The following is a 13767-nucleotide window of genomic DNA, read 5'->3' as shown; positions in this document are numbered from 1 at the left end:
AAACTGTCCAAATGTGATGGTATGCAAGTAATCATTCACCAATGGGCCTTCAATGGAAGCTTTGAACAGCTTGCCTCCCTGCCCCGCCAGGAACTCGTCAACGACTGGTTTGGATACGACGTGGAGCCAAGCGCGGAGTTCGCCTTTGCCACGGACGGCCAGTACCTCTGGTTCCTGGCTTCCCGGAGCAAGGAAGCTACCGTGCATCCGGACGCGCGGCCCGGTCAGTTCCAGCCGGAATTATGGCGGTATGACCTGGCTGAATGGTTCATGGCCGCCGGGGACGGCACCAATTACTGGGAATTCAACCTTGCCCCCAACGGCGCCTGGTGGGCCTGCGCCTTTTCCGACACGCGCCGCGCCAATGAGGATATTCCGGCCCCGCTGGCCGTGGATACCGAGTGCATCCTGACGGATGAAGGCTGGTGCGCCATGGCCCGCATTCCGCTGAATGAGTTGCGCGGCGTGGACGTCCGTGACTGCAAGCTGGCGGCCACGTTCATCCTGGACACCCCGGACCAGATTTTCCTGACCACCGCGGACGACCTTTCCGGCACGCCGGATTTCCACCGCCCGGACAGCTTCTGCACCCCCATTCTCAAGTAACTGCATGTCTTTGGAAGAAGACATTTCCCGCATCCTGGGGCCTGAAAAGGTTTCCGGAGATCCGGAGGTGCTGGCCGCGCACGCCGGGGACAAATGGTATGCCTCCGTGCTTCCGGAAGCCGTCGTTTTCCCGGAGAGCACGGAGGACGTCTCCCTGCTCCTGCGCTACGCCTCCTCCATGAACATTCCCGTCACGGCCCGCGGCGGCGGCGTGGGATATGTGGGGGGCTGCGTTCCCGTGCGCGGCGGCATCAGCCTTTCCCTGGAACGGATGAACCGCATTCTGGAAATTTCCCCGGAAGACGGCGTGGCTGTGGTGGAACCCGGCGTCATCACGGCGGACCTTCAGCGGGAAGTCCGCGCCCTGGGGTGGTTCTACCCCCCGGACCCGGCTTCCAGGAAGGAATGCAGCCTGGGCGGGAACATCGCTACGAACGCCGGAGGCCCCCGGTGCCTGAAATACGGAGTCACCAAGGCCTATGTGCTGGGCCTCACCGTAGTCCTGGCCAGCGGAGAAGTGGTGGAATGCGGCGGACGCACCCACAAGAATAAAACGGGGTTTGACCTGGGGGACCTTTTCATCGGCTCGGAAGGGATGCTGGGCGTCATTACCCGGGCCATTCTGCGCATCATCCCCCATCCGGAAGCGTTCGGCGCGCTGAGCGCCAGCTTTCCGCAGTTTCCCATGGCCGCGGCGGCCGTGCAGCGCATCCTGAACAGCGGGCACCTTCCCTCCGCGCTGGAAATCACGGACAGCTTCACCCTCCGCGCCGCCCGCGCCTACCTGGGGGACAGCGCCCTGCCCTCCGGCAGCCGCGGCCACCTGATTGTGGAAGTGGACGGCAGGCAGGCCGCCGTGAAGGAGGAGCTGGATTCCCTGTGCGCCCTGCTGGAGGAGTGCGGCGCCACGGACATCCTGCGCGCAGACACGGAGGCGGAGGCGGAAGCCGTCTGGCAGCTGCGGCGTGAATTTTCCTACAGCCTGAAAGCCACCGGCATGACCAAGCTTAATGAAGACATCGTCATTCCCCGGTCCCGCCTGGTGGACCTGGTGGAGTTCTGCGAGGCCATGAACCGGGAGACCGGGCTGGACATCGCGTGCTTCGGCCATTCCGGGGACGGCAACATCCACACCAACATCATGGTGGACGATTACACGGACTCGGAAAAGAAGGCCCTGGCGGACGCCTGCGTGGACAGACTGTTCCACTGGGTGCTGGAACACGGGGGGACCATCACCGGGGAGCACGGCATCGGCCTGGCGAAGGCCAAATGGTTCCGGGAAGCCGTGGGAGAAGGAGCCTTCCATCTGCACGAGCTGGTGAAATCCGCCCTGGACCCCCGGAATTTGCTGAATCCGGGCAAAATGGGGCTCCCGTAACGTAAAATAGGCTTCCAAGATGCTCCCGGACGGGGCATCATGGCCACCGCATTCCATGAACAGCCCGCACAAGTCCATCCTAGCCGCCCTTTACGACCGTTTTCCGGCCGCAAACGCCGTCCTGGTGTTTATTCTGGACCATCCCCTGGCCTGGTTTACGCCCAAATGGCGCAGGAAAGGCCGCATGGCCCTGAAGGCGGTGCGCCGCTACATCAATTACAACCGCGACCTTCTGCCGCCCGAACGCCTGGCGGAGTTTGAAGAAAGCCGCAACCTGCTGAAAACGGCCCTCCGCAGGGGGGACAGGCAGCAGGTGGAAACCACCACCTCAAAATTGGAATCCACACTGGAATCCATCCCCGGCGCGCTCCCCTCCGGCCTGGCGGAAAACGTGGAAGTCCTGTTCGTGATCCTGGCCATTTTCCTGGGCCTGCGCTGTTACGTGGTGCAGCCCTTCCGCATCCCCACCGGCTCCATGCAACCCTCCCTGAACGGCATCCGGGCCGTCCCACAGGAAGGAGACCCCACCCTGATGCAGAAAATAGGGGACATGGTGATGTACGGCGGCTCCTATGTGCATGAAACGGCTTCCAAAGAAAAGAAGATCGTCCGTTTTGAACCCGCCACCAAATACCTTCTTCTCACCGTCACCAACGTGGTGTTTGACGACGGCTCCAGGCTGGAAATTCCGGCGGCGGAGGCGGAAACGCGCCGCTATTTCCTCAACCAGGAACCGCGTTTCGAGTCCGAGCGGCACACGCCGTTCAGAAGCTACCTGCCGGGGGATACGATCGTCAACGCCCGCTTTGACGCCGGGGACCTGATTGTAGTGAACAAGATGGCCTACCACTTCCGCAAGCCGGAACGCGGGGAAGTCTTCGTCTTTGACACGCGCGGCATTGAAGGCATTGCCAACAAGGGCAGCAGCACCGGACAGGAGGGCGGCACCCATTACGTCAAACGCCTCGCCGGCGTACCGGGGGATTCCCTTTCCATCCAGGATTCCCAGCTGATCGTGAACGGAAAACCGGCCACGGAATGGACCATCCGGAGGGTGGCCTCCGGACAGCCCCCCTACCAGCCCTGCGGCTATGTGGCCCTTCCCGCCCCGCTGAGCCTGCTGGACGGCAGGGCCTACATCACGGAAGGCGGCACCGTGCACCTTTCCAATGACAAAAAACGCCCCTACCTGCGCGAATACGTGGCCCTGGGCGACAATTCCACCCGTGAAAACTCCTTTGACTCCCGGTACTGGGGGCCCGTTCATCAATACAACATCGTAGGCCCCGCCAGTTTCTGCCTGTGGCCCTTTACCTCCCATTGGGGGCTTATCCCCTGATTCCCCGCCCTTCCGCAGGCACGCTTTCCCCGTCAAGACATGACTCAAGCCCAGACTATCACCAGCAAGGCCAAATCCAACCTGGCCTTCGCTCTCATTGACCTTCCTGAAGAAGAACGCCGCCATATGGCGGAATTTTACGCCTTCTGCCGCACTGTGGACGACATCGTGGACGAACCGGGCATGACGCCCCGTGAACGCCATGACGCCCTGAACCGCTGGATAGATGTCATCAACGGAGGGGAAGGCCTGGAACTGACGGAGCTGGAGGAAGACATCATCGCCCTGATCCAGGACCTGGAGCTGGACACCACCCCCATGCTGCACCTGATTGAAGGCTGCCGTTCCGACATCTGCCAGCAGCAGCCCCTGAACCGCGACGAATTGCTGGACTATACCTATTGCGTGGCCTGCTGCGTGGGCCTCACCTCCGCCCGCATCATGGGCGCGGGGGAAGCCTCCTACCCGTACGCCATCGCCCTGGGACATGCCCTCCAGATGGTGAACATCATCCGGGACGTGGCGGAAGACTGCAACAAATCCAACCGCATCTACCTGCCCAGGGAGGACATGGACCGCTTCGGCTATTCCCTGGAAGACCTGCGCGCCCGGGTGTACTCCCCCCAGCTCCGGGAACTGCTGCAATATGAAGCGGACCTGGCGGAAAAGTTTTTTACGGAAGCGGAGGAGGAATACAACCGCCTCAGCACGGAGGACAAGGCGGCGCTCGTTCCCGCCCAGGCCATGGCGCTCATTTACCACACCATCCTGGACAAGATGAAGGCGGGCGGCTTCCGCGTCTTTGACATCCGCTACCACGTCAATACCTTCCACAAGCTCTGGCTTCTGTTCCGCATCAAGCTGGACATTGACCCCCAATCCTATTACGACAAGTCCAAGGCGTACTATGACAAGCTCGTGGGCTTCCTCTCCAAGCCTATCAGGAAGGATGAGAAATAGAAATTCCCTGCCCACCCCGGCGGGAAGAAGACGGACGTAAAGGGAGAAGGCGCGGGAAAACCTCCCGGTTTATGGAGCCGCCGTGTTCCGGCCTCCGGGAAAGAGGCATGAAAATGGGCTGCCTCCCCCAGGGAAACAGCCCCATTCCCCTCATCGTGAGGCGCTCCTCATCATGCCGCCCTTCGGCGTCTCAACAGGAGCCCGGCCAAACCCAGCAGGCCCAGCGAGGCCGCCGCCGGTTCGGGAACCATCAGTTCCCCGTCCACGGAAATGCCCACCCTGGCGTTATTATTATCGTTCCCTCCCCCGGCGCCCACTACGGCATAGAGCTTTCCGTTTCCGTTCTTTTTCATGTCCTCCAGTTGTTCCGGGGTAAGGTCGTAATGGACGTCCCACGGATTGCCGTCATTGTTTTTCGTACCCCGGCATAATTCCACCATCTCGCCGTCCTTGGTCTCATACCACACGGAGTACGTATACGTACCTCCCGTTCCGGAGGGAGAAAGGTTCATGCTGAAAGACAGGCCGGAATAATCCTGGATGTTTTCAATGGTCATTTTCAAGCCGAAGCACACCCCCGCCGTACCGGGCATGCTGGGAAGGCTGATGGTCTGGTCTTCCGGATTGGCGGAAGCGCTGCCCCAGCGCATGTCTCCGTTCCCGGTAGTGGTGTACCAGCCGTCATTGCGGGAACCGAGCCAGCTCTTGACGTCGTTTCCCGTGATTCCGCTGCCGGACAGCCGGCCTGCGGAATTGTAGCCCTGGCCCGTAATCGTGTCGATTTCAGGAACCAGTTCAATGGTTGCTGCGGCGGCCATGGCCGTCAAGGCGGCCGCGGCCGCGCAGATCATGTATAGTAGCTTCTTCATATCCTGCTGAATAAGTGGATAACTGCATACTGCCGGATTTGGAATCCGTTACATGGGACGGAGATGGAAAAACACCCCTCCTCTCCGCTTCCCCAGACGTTTCAGGCACGAAGGCCGGGTTGCCCTCCGCTCCCTGTTGGCCGCTTCCGTTCAAGCTGTGGCAGATGGCCTTCCACCGTATTTTCTGATGCCCGCGCTGCCGGAAATAAGAACCTCCCTGCCCTTATAAAGAAATGTTTCCCAGGTCTTCCGCAGAAAGGCCGCAAGCCCTGTTGCCGGTATCCGGCGCCCGGAAATGCCGGAATAAATTTGCATTAAATGATTTTTAATCAAATTTTTGGGTTGACTCCGGATTCCAAATCCGTTGAAAAAATTAACTGATTGATTCTTTGGATATAACGTCATTATTTCCGGAGAATTCAGGAGAGAAAGCAGAGTGAGGCAGAGGCATTTTTTCATAAAAAATGACAATAAGAGCTTCTCGGCATCGTGAATACGCCATGAGAAGGAACGCCACCTTTCCCTTCCTCCCGCTACAGGAAGCCGGATTTGCCGATTCGCCCCCTCTTCAACCAAATTTCCGTTCCGGCGGAGTCAGGGGAAGAAAAAAACCATTCCTGCCGGAAAGAACCAGAAAATTATCCCGGCGCAGGAGTCTTCAACGGTGCCGGGAAACATGCACGGTCACGGAGACGCTGTCCGTGCGGGGCAGAATAAATTTGTGCAGGGTGACGATCACATGGCGCGCGCCGAACTCATGCAGGCAAACCTTCCCCATGTCCTCCGCCAGTGTTTCCACCAGCTTGCGGGGGTGTGCCAGGGCCTCCGCCCTGAGGGCGCGGGCGATGGAATCATAACAGACGGTCTTTGAAAAATCGTCATTCAGGCCGGAAAGGGCTTCATCCGGATAAAAGGTGATGTCCGCCTTCAGGGTCTGCATGGAAGCCCGCTCCTCCTCCGGCACGCCGATGAAGGTATCCAGTTCCAGGCCGTTGATGTTGATGGAATCCTGCGTATCGGACGGCAGAGCATAACGGCGCATCAGCGTGCGCAGGACAAGCAGGTCCGGAACGATGATGTCCGGCCTGACCTTGGAGAGCTGGGCCGCGTCATTGTAGCCCGTCAGCACGGCTATGGACGTGATGCCCGCATGGTGGGCCGTCTCCACGTCATGCTGCATGTCCCCGATAAACGCCGTTTCATGGGCATGCAGGCCATGCTGGGCCAGCAGGGTGTGGATGTGGGTGTCCTTGTGGCGGATGCCCGCATGAATGGCTTCAAAATATTCCATCATGCCCAGGTCACGGCACTGGATGTCAAATTCCTTGGCGTCCACGCTGGTGAGGATAAAACAGCGCACGCCGCGCGCGCGGCAGAATTCCAGGAATTCCCGCGCATGGGGGAGCACTTCCACCGGAGCATTGGAGACGCGGAAGGCGTACCGGAAATGGTCTTCCAGTTCATTCAGGTCCGCCTGGGGCAGAACGCGGGCGTAATAGTCCGGGTAGGGAAGCTGGAACTCCGCGCGGAATTCATCCCTGTTCATGCAGGGTTTTCCGTACTGGGAAAAAACGTAGTTGGAAGCGTCCAGCGTCAGGGCCAGGTCGTCCACCAGGGTGCCGGACCAGTCGAAAATGAGATTCTTGAACATGGGAATGCGTATCGGGTGAAAATCAGTCCAGAGCGTACCGCATGGCGGCCAGGCCGAAGAAGGCGGCCGTCTCCACCCGCAGGACGATGGGCCCCAGCGTGACAGGGGCGAATCCAGCCTCCAGCGCCAGGGCCGTTTCCCGGTCCGTAAAATCACCCTCCGGCCCCACCAGCAGGGAGGCGCGCCGCACGGAGCGGGCACGGGCTTCCTCCAGCACGTCCCTGACCGGGCGGACGCCGGGCACCAGGGAGGCAATTACATTCAGGCCTTCCGGCGCGCCGTGCCCCAGCCATTCCGCAAAAGGAACGGGCGCCGCCACCTCAGGCAGCGTGTTCTGGCCGCACTGCTTGCAGGCCTCCAGGGCGATGCGCTGCCATTTCTGCCTCTTAGCCCCGGCTTCACGGGCGTTCAGCCGTACAATCGTGCGGTCCGTCAGGAGCGGAACGATGGCGGAAACGCCCAGTTCCACGGCCTTCTGGATGATGAGGTCCATATTGGCCCCCTTCGGGACGGCCTGGCACAGGGTCAGATGGGCCACCGCCGGAGAGGGAGGGCATTCCTCACCCGGAACCAGCAGCACGCCGGAGCTGCGGGGAGGCTCCGCCACCACGGCATGGGCGGCGCGGCCGCAGCCGTCAAAAACGATGCAGGAGTCCCCCTGTTTCAGGCGCAGGACCTTGGCGGCATGGTGCGCCTCATCCCCCCGCAGCTCCCAGGAGGGGGCTGTCCATTCAGAAGCGGGGAGATAAAAACGGGCCATGTGTTAAATGGAAAAACGGGCCTTACTTGCTCTTCAGATAGCGCGCCGCCTTGTCGGCAAACGCCACGCAGGCCGGCTGGTTGCGCTTTTCATCCAGGGTGGAGGTGAAGGCGTTCAGCTTGTCCATCTGGTCCTTGGTAAGCTTGGTGGGAACTTCCACCTCCACTTCCACCAGCATGTCCCCCACGTCCGAGCCGCGCAGGGCTTTCATCCCCTTGCCGCGCAGGCGGAAGATCATGCCGTTCTGCGTGCCTTCCGGCAGCTTGATGGTGGCGGCGCCTTCCAGTGTGGGAACTTTCAGCTTGCCGCCGGAAACGGCCAGGGAGAGCGGCACCGGAACCGTGCAGCTCAGGTCATTGCCCTCCCGCTGGAAAATATCGTGCGGCTTCACGTCAATGAATACGTGCAGGTCCCCGGTGGGGCCTCCGTGCACGCCGGCATCCCCTTCCCCGGCAATGCGGAGCTGGCTGCCCGTGGCGACGCCCGCGGGAATGCGGATGGTGATGTGGGAGTCTTCCCTCACACGGCCTTCCCCGCGGCAGACGGGGCACGGGTCCGAGATGATTTCCCCGGTGCCGTGGCACGTGGGGCAGGTGGATTGCTGGACGAAAAAGCCGCTCTGCTGGGTGATGATGCCGCGCCCCTGGCAGGTTGGGCACGTCTTGAAGGATTCCTTCCCGTCCCGGGCTCCGGAGCCATGGCAGGCCTTGCAGGTCACCAGGCGTTCAATTTCCAGCTTCTTGGTGCAGCCCTTGGCCGCTTCTTCCAGGGTAATGTCCAGATCGTAGCGCAGATCGGAGCCGGGCCTCTTGGAGGACCTTTTCTGGCCCCCGTGGCCGCCGGCACCTCCGAACATGTCCGCAAAGCCGCCCATGCCGGAAAACATCTGGGCGAAGATATCCATCGGGTCCTGGAACCCTCCACCGGAATAACTTCCGCCGCCCGCAGCGGGGCCGCCCTGTTCAAAGGCAGCGTGGCCAAAGCGGTCATAGGCGGCCTTCTTGTCCGCATCGGAGAGTACCTCGTAGGCCTCTCCCAGTTCCTTGAACTTCTCTTCCGCGGAAGGGTCGTCCGGATTGCGGTCCGGGTGGTACTTCAAGGCCAGCTTGCGGTAGGCCTTCTTGATCTCATCATCAGTGGCGTCCTTGGAAACGCCCAGGATCTCGTAATAATCTTTCTTAGCCATGTGGCGTGAATGTTAAAAAACGGTCAAACTTGCGGTTCGGGTTCCGGAGTCTGGGCCACCACGACGTTCGCCGGGCGCAGGAGCCTGTCTTTCAGCTTGTACCCCTTGCGGATGACGCGCAGGACGGTGCCCTCAGGCTGGTCGGAAGGTTCGCGCTGGAGTGCCTCCTCCGTGGCGTGGTCAAACATGCTGCCTACAACGGGCTCCACGGGAGTTACGCCGTTGCTTGCGAGAAATTCATCCAGCTGCTTTTTCACCATGTTCATGCCGATGTAAATCATGGAACCGGTGTCCGCACTGGCGGCGGCCATGCCCATTTCAAAATTGTCAATTACGGGAAGCAGCTCCTCCAGCAGGCGCTGGTTGGCGAACTTGGCGCATTCCTCTTTTTCCTTCACCATGCGCTTGCGGTAATTATCATACTCCGCTGCGGTGCGCATGGCGGTATCCCGCCACTTCATCAATTCATCTTCCAAGGACGGTTCCGCATCCTTCTGTTCTGCAGGGGCATCCTGAACCTGTTCCGGAATTTCCTTCTCTTCCTCATCCACGTTCTTCTTTTCCTTTTCTTCCTTGCTCATGCGGCCAATGTAAATACTTTTACCGAATGCGTCAACGGCCCCGTAAGACATGGATGACGTTTGACGCGTGATGACTGGAACCTGATACAACTCATCTATGCAGAAAAGGGAATGGCGGCCTTTCCGCCAGCCGTTTCAGGCTTCCGGAGCGTCCGCCGCAGGCAGCAGCCGGGCAAGCTTTTCCGCGCACCCGTCCGGCAACTCCACCATTTTCAGCCGTGCGGACTCTCCGCGCAGCAGGGAGATGGAAGACCTGGGAACGTCCAGCCAGGAGGACAGGAAAAGAATGACGGCCTTGTTCGCCTTTCCCTCCACGGGAGGGGCGGCGATGCGGAGTTTCAGCACGCGCCCGGCGCGGGGATCATCCTCCCAGCCCGCGGCCCCGCTCTTTTTTGCGTTGGGGATGACTTTCAGGGCCAGTTTCATGCCGTTTCCGGTCCGGATTCCGTGCGCTGCCTGGCTACCAGGTCCGCGTACCTGATCAGCCCTCCGCCGAACAGGTCCAGAGCGCTCCCCGCCGTGGCGTCCATGGCGCCCCCGCTCAGGGCGTCTATCTCGTCAAAATCCCGGATATGGCTGATTCCCCCGGCATACGTCATGGGCCGGCGGCGCCAGCTCCCCAGCAGCTTCACCAGTTCCCGGTCAATCCCGGTGCAGAGTCCCTCCACGTCCGCGGCGTGAATGAGGAACTCCGCGCAGTGCTCCGCCAGCATGTCCAGCGTCTGCGCCGTCACCCGGAGCTCCGTCAGGGTCTGCCACCGGTTCATGGCCACGGCCCAGCCGCCCGGAACCCTCCGGCAGCTCAAATCCAGCACCAGATGTTCCGCCCCCACGGCGGAGACAAGGTCCTTCAGCTTATCCTGCAAAAACGTTCCCTCCGCGTCAAACAGGCAGGAGGTGACAATCACGTGGCTGGCTCCGGCGGAAATCCACTCCTCCGCATTTTCCGGCACAATCCCGCCGCCCACCTGAAGGCCGCCCGGCCACGCCGCCAGGGCTTCCCGCGCCGCCAGGTCATTGCCCGGCCCCAGCTTGATCACGTGGCCGCCGGACAGGCCGTCCCGGCGGTACAGCTCCGCATACCATGCGGCGCCGCGGTCGGAAACGAAATTGGTGCGCAGGGAGGCCGCATCCTGCGTCAGGGAGCCGCCCACGATCTGCTTCACCCGCCCGTCATGTAAATCAATGCATGGTCTGAATCTCGTCACCCGGCCACTTTGCCCGGACGGCCCCCCCGCGTCAAGAAGGGATTCCCCTCCCTTCCCCCGGGAGAAACGGGCGCGGAAATTTACACAAAACCGGCCCGTGCATGCGCTCTACCGGGTAACCTCCCCTGAACACCGTTCCAAAAGACCATGAAAAACAACCCCGTTAAAAACCACATTCTTTCCTACTGCGCCGGGAGCGCCCTGTTTACCCTCCTGGCCTTTTCCGCCTCCGTGGCGGAGGCCGGAATCCATGTCCACGGAGAAATCCGCCTCCCGGCGGGTGGACAGGCCACTTTCCTGTATGATTCCGCCGGATTCCCCATCTGGGGTTACGCTCCGTGCGGACGCCCCGTTTACGCCTATTCCCCCGGAGGCGCGCCCATTTATGCCATCAGAGGCATTTACCGGGGGTGCTACGTACCTACGTGGAATCCCAGGCCGCACTACCACGGCCCCTGCTGGCCCGCCGGAATCTGCCGGGGGCATCATGCGGCCCATCCCCGTTACGGAATGGCGTGCCCACCTCCCCGGCCGCACTACCGGCCCTGCCGCCCCCGGCGGCCGTATGGCGGACGCCCGCCCCATTTCCACCGCCACCGGTAAAACAACGGACTGCCGAAGAGATGCGGAAGCAAGGAGGAACAGCCATAAGCCGTCACGCCTCCCCCATGCATGGAAGGGAGACAGAGTTCCGTTATTCCGGGAAGGAAAGGCCGTACCACCCTTCCCCGATCAGCTTCACCAGCGTGAAAGAATATTCCCCCTTGCGGTTGGGCTCCTTGCTGCGGGAAAGCAGGACGCGCATGCGGAGCATTTCCAGCCCGTCATTGGCGTTCAGCACCCGGTAGGGGGAGTGCTCCATTTCCTCATTAATCCTGAACAGCATGAACAGGCGCTTGCCCATCTCCGATTTCCGGGGAACATGCACCATGGGGCGCGCAATGCTGCGCTCCTCCGAGCCGTTCATTCCGGGAGCGATCAGCTTGAACGCGTAATCATCCTTGTTTTCAGACACGCGGTCACGGACCATCCACACGCGGAATTCCGCAATGTCCTCACCTTTCCCGCGCACAAAATCCTCCCAGTCCACCGGCTGGTAGCGGGCGAACTGCTGCCAGTCCAGCTTCCAGGAGCCGTCCTGTTCATCCTTGAAGAAGCAGAACTCCATGTCCGGCGTTCTCTCAAACCCGATCAGGAGCTGGGCGCAGGGGATGCCTTCCACCTCCAGCACGGCAAAGCTTTTAGGCCCGGTGGGCCTGCTGGCGATCACTTCCGGGGGGGAGACGGCGTAATGCCTGACCATCAGGGGAAGGGATTTCAGGGAATTCCACACGAAAGAGGATTTCTGGACCACATCACTGGCGCTCAAATATTTCTGCGCCTCCACCAGGCAGTTCTTCAACAGATCCTGGCGCTCCATGGGGGGAATGTAAAGCGGTGGCCAGAAACTGTAGTCCACCTTGTCCTTCAGAGCGGCCTGCAATCCCCCGGACAACATCTCCGGAGTGGCGCAAATCCGCGCGGCGGCGCCTGAATCCCGGGCCGCCTGGCGCTTCTGGAGCCAGAAGAAAAGACCGCCGAAAAACAGGCCCAGCGCCATCATGAAGAAGATGACGGAAAGAATGCGGCCCAGCGCGCCGCCCGCTTTTCCGCCGTTCCCGCGCGCGGAAGGGGAAAGGGGCGGCCTATTTTCAGATAAATCACTCATTTTAAAACGAAAATGTCCACAGAAAACAACTGCGGAAGGATGTTCAAACACTACCGGAACGCCAAACGCAACGCAACGATAAAAAACAGACACATTTTTTTATCCGTTCCGGAGAAAATTGTTTCACATCCACAGGACGGTGATGTACATTAAACCGGACGAGTTTCAAGAGCTCCCGCCTTACCTTTCACCCCCCCTCTTTTTTAACGCCATGTTTGGATCATTTACTACCGTTCCGGCCCCCAAGGGCAACAAGAATCCTGAATCCACCCCCAGCTGGATGGACGTAGCCAAAAGCCAGGACACTCCCGAACCCGTTGCGGAAGCCGTTCCCTCCCCCGCCTCCTATGCCCCCACCACCCGCGTCCAGCAGCTTACCCGCAACGTGCTGAATTCCGATGTGGAGGTGGTAGGCTCCCTGCGCTTTTCCGACGACCTGCTGATTGACGGCACCGTTGAAGGCGACATCTCCTCCGAAGGCGTGCTCTCCGTAGGCCAGAATGCCGTCATCCGTGCGGAAATCAACACCAAGTCCGTCATCATCCACGGCAAGGTCATCGGCAACGTTACGGTCACGGACCGCGTGGAACTGAAAAGCACCGCGGAACTGGTGGGCGACATCCAGGCGGCGTCCCTCGCCATTGAAGGCGGCGCCATCTTCATCGGCCACTCCACCGTAGGCGCCCCCACGGTAGGCACCGCCGGAGCTTCCGCCGCCAAAAAGGCAGCCCCCGTCCATACCTTCGCCCCGGAACCGGAAGCCGCCGCTCCGGCCAGCCAGAGCACGCTGGACATTGACGCGGAATAAAAGCTTTTAACCAGCCATTTTCAGGGGCGCCAAGGGAACGGACCGTTCTTTTGCCGCCCCTCTTTGTTCCATGAACCCTCCCTTCCAGCCCGTTCCGCGAACCAGCAGCGCGCCCTCCGGAAAAATCACGCGCCCTGCCCCGGCTCCGCCGTGGACACTCCCGGCAGCGACGGAAACCCGGCCCGCCCCCACGCGGGAAGTAGAGTGCTTCTCCTGCCGCCGGAGCACATCCGTTCCCGTCACCGCCGTTTCCGCCAGATGCGGGCACTGCTCTGCCTACATCAAGCTGGACGACGTCATTCTGCACAGCAGGACGCACAGAACCAGGGTGCAGACCTGCGGAAGCGTCACCGTGCAGGCCAATGCAGACCTGAAGGGACTGAACGTAGAATGCCGGGACCTGGTCTTATACGGAAGGGCGTCCGGCGACTTTCTGTGCCGGGGCGTCTGCAAGATCAAAACGGACCAGCACATCTCCGGCTCCATCTCAGCCCGCAGGCTGGTGGTGGAGAAGAAGACGACAGTGCTGGTTACAGGAGCCATTCACGTGGAAAACATCTGGATACAGGGGTCCCTGGAAGGAACGCTTACGGCGGATGAAACCGTTACCATCCACCGGCACGCCAAATTCCTGGGGGACATCACGGCGCGCCGCCTCATCATTGAGGAAGGGGGCGCCCACCAGGGCTCTTTCACCCGGCTTACGTGAC

The 13767-nt window shown here is 60.9% G+C and carries 16 protein-coding genes; 7 read left to right on the top strand and 9 right to left on the bottom strand.

The genetic code is table 11. The annotated features are described in order from the left end of the window. The first annotated feature begins 21 nt into the window (after positions 1 to 21). The 4 genes from ABGM91_RS07905 to ABGM91_RS07890 are packed head-to-tail and all read left to right on the top strand — an operon-like array spanning position 22 to position 4286. Positions 22 to 606 carry a DOMON-like domain-containing protein gene (locus ABGM91_RS07905; RefSeq protein WP_215428812.1) on the top strand — a complete coding sequence of 195 codons (585 nt, stop codon included), beginning with the start codon at positions 22 to 24 and terminating at the stop codon, positions 604 to 606. 4 nt (positions 607 to 610) lie between these two features. Next, the gene (locus ABGM91_RS07900) at positions 611 to 1987 is read left to right on the top strand and encodes an FAD-linked oxidase C-terminal domain-containing protein (RefSeq protein ID WP_354831190.1); all 1377 of its coding nucleotides are present in this window, start codon (positions 611 to 613) and stop codon (positions 1985 to 1987) included. Between the two features lie 55 nt (positions 1988 to 2042). Further along, positions 2043 to 3326 (top strand): signal peptidase I, encoded by a 1284-nt coding sequence (gene lepB, locus ABGM91_RS07895; protein ID WP_215428814.1) that lies wholly within the window; start codon positions 2043 to 2045, stop codon positions 3324 to 3326. 39 nt (positions 3327 to 3365) lie between these two features. Next, positions 3366 to 4286 (top strand): phytoene/squalene synthase family protein, encoded by a 921-nt coding sequence (locus ABGM91_RS07890; RefSeq protein ID WP_354831186.1) that lies wholly within the window; start codon positions 3366 to 3368, stop codon positions 4284 to 4286. Positions 4287 to 4456: 170 nt separating this feature from the next. Here the strand turns inward: ABGM91_RS07890 and ABGM91_RS07885 are convergent, their stop codons facing one another. From ABGM91_RS07885 to hisA, 8 genes are all read right to left on the bottom strand, one after another. Beyond that, positions 4457 to 5155 carry a hypothetical protein gene (locus ABGM91_RS07885; RefSeq protein WP_354831183.1) on the bottom strand — a complete coding sequence of 233 codons (699 nt, stop codon included), beginning with the start codon at positions 5153 to 5155 and terminating at the stop codon, positions 4457 to 4459. A 150-nt stretch (positions 5156 to 5305) separates the two neighbouring features. After that, entirely contained in the window at positions 5306 to 5614 is a 309-nt protein-coding gene (locus ABGM91_RS07880; protein WP_354831181.1) for a hypothetical protein, read from the bottom strand. Between the two features lie 199 nt (positions 5615 to 5813). Beyond that, positions 5814 to 6806, bottom strand: coding sequence for an HAD hydrolase-like protein (locus ABGM91_RS07875; protein WP_354831179.1), 993 nt, complete (start codon positions 6804 to 6806; stop codon positions 5814 to 5816). Positions 6807 to 6828: 22 nt separating this feature from the next. Beyond that, positions 6829 to 7566: a 16S rRNA (uracil(1498)-N(3))-methyltransferase gene (locus tag ABGM91_RS07870; protein ID WP_354831176.1), complete on the bottom strand. Its 738-nt coding sequence runs from the start codon at positions 7564 to 7566 to the stop codon at positions 6829 to 6831. Positions 7567 to 7588: 22 nt separating this feature from the next. Further along, a complete protein-coding gene (gene dnaJ / locus ABGM91_RS07865) occupies positions 7589 to 8752 on the bottom strand; it encodes a molecular chaperone DnaJ (protein WP_354831173.1) in 1164 nt (387 codons plus the stop codon). A gap of 23 nt (positions 8753 to 8775) precedes the next feature. Then, positions 8776 to 9333 (bottom strand): nucleotide exchange factor GrpE, encoded by a 558-nt coding sequence (locus ABGM91_RS07860; RefSeq protein ID WP_215428820.1) that lies wholly within the window; start codon positions 9331 to 9333, stop codon positions 8776 to 8778. A gap of 135 nt (positions 9334 to 9468) precedes the next feature. Beyond that, a complete protein-coding gene (locus ABGM91_RS07855) occupies positions 9469 to 9759 on the bottom strand; it encodes a DUF167 domain-containing protein (protein ID WP_290566608.1) in 291 nt (96 codons plus the stop codon). Next, complete coding sequence (gene hisA / locus ABGM91_RS07850; RefSeq protein WP_354831170.1) at positions 9756 to 10541, bottom strand: phosphoribosylformimino-5-aminoimidazole carboxamide ribotide isomerase; 786 nt, start codon at positions 10539 to 10541, stop codon at positions 9756 to 9758. Before hisA ends, ABGM91_RS07855 begins: the two co-directional genes overlap by 4 nt. 147 nt (positions 10542 to 10688) lie before the next feature. On the opposite strand from hisA, the gene ABGM91_RS07845 reads away from it, so the two are divergent. Next, positions 10689 to 11144, top strand: coding sequence for a hypothetical protein (locus tag ABGM91_RS07845; protein ID WP_354831167.1), 456 nt, complete (start codon positions 10689 to 10691; stop codon positions 11142 to 11144). 91 nt (positions 11145 to 11235) lie between these two features. Here ABGM91_RS07845 and ABGM91_RS07840 read toward each other — a convergent pair whose 3' ends face one another. Continuing rightward, positions 11236 to 12249 carry a hypothetical protein gene (locus ABGM91_RS07840; RefSeq protein WP_354831164.1) on the bottom strand — a complete coding sequence of 338 codons (1014 nt, stop codon included), beginning with the start codon at positions 12247 to 12249 and terminating at the stop codon, positions 11236 to 11238. A 211-nt stretch (positions 12250 to 12460) separates the two neighbouring features. Here ABGM91_RS07840 and ABGM91_RS07835 point away from each other — a divergent pair, with 211 nt between their 5' ends. Both ABGM91_RS07835 and ABGM91_RS07830 read left to right on the top strand, forming a co-directional pair. Further along, positions 12461 to 13057, top strand: coding sequence for a polymer-forming cytoskeletal protein (locus tag ABGM91_RS07835; protein ID WP_354831162.1), 597 nt, complete (start codon positions 12461 to 12463; stop codon positions 13055 to 13057). Positions 13058 to 13127: 70 nt separating this feature from the next. Next, entirely contained in the window at positions 13128 to 13766 is a 639-nt protein-coding gene (locus ABGM91_RS07830) for a polymer-forming cytoskeletal protein (protein WP_354831160.1), read from the top strand. The last annotated feature ends 1 nt before the right edge of the window (position 13767 follow it).

The organism is Akkermansia muciniphila (genome assembly GCF_040616545.1).
Lineage (GTDB): Bacteria > Verrucomicrobiota > Verrucomicrobiia > Verrucomicrobiales > Akkermansiaceae > Akkermansia > Akkermansia muciniphila_E.
The sequence above is the reverse complement of the archived record's forward strand: the minus strand, read 5'-3'. Positions and strand labels throughout refer to the sequence as shown.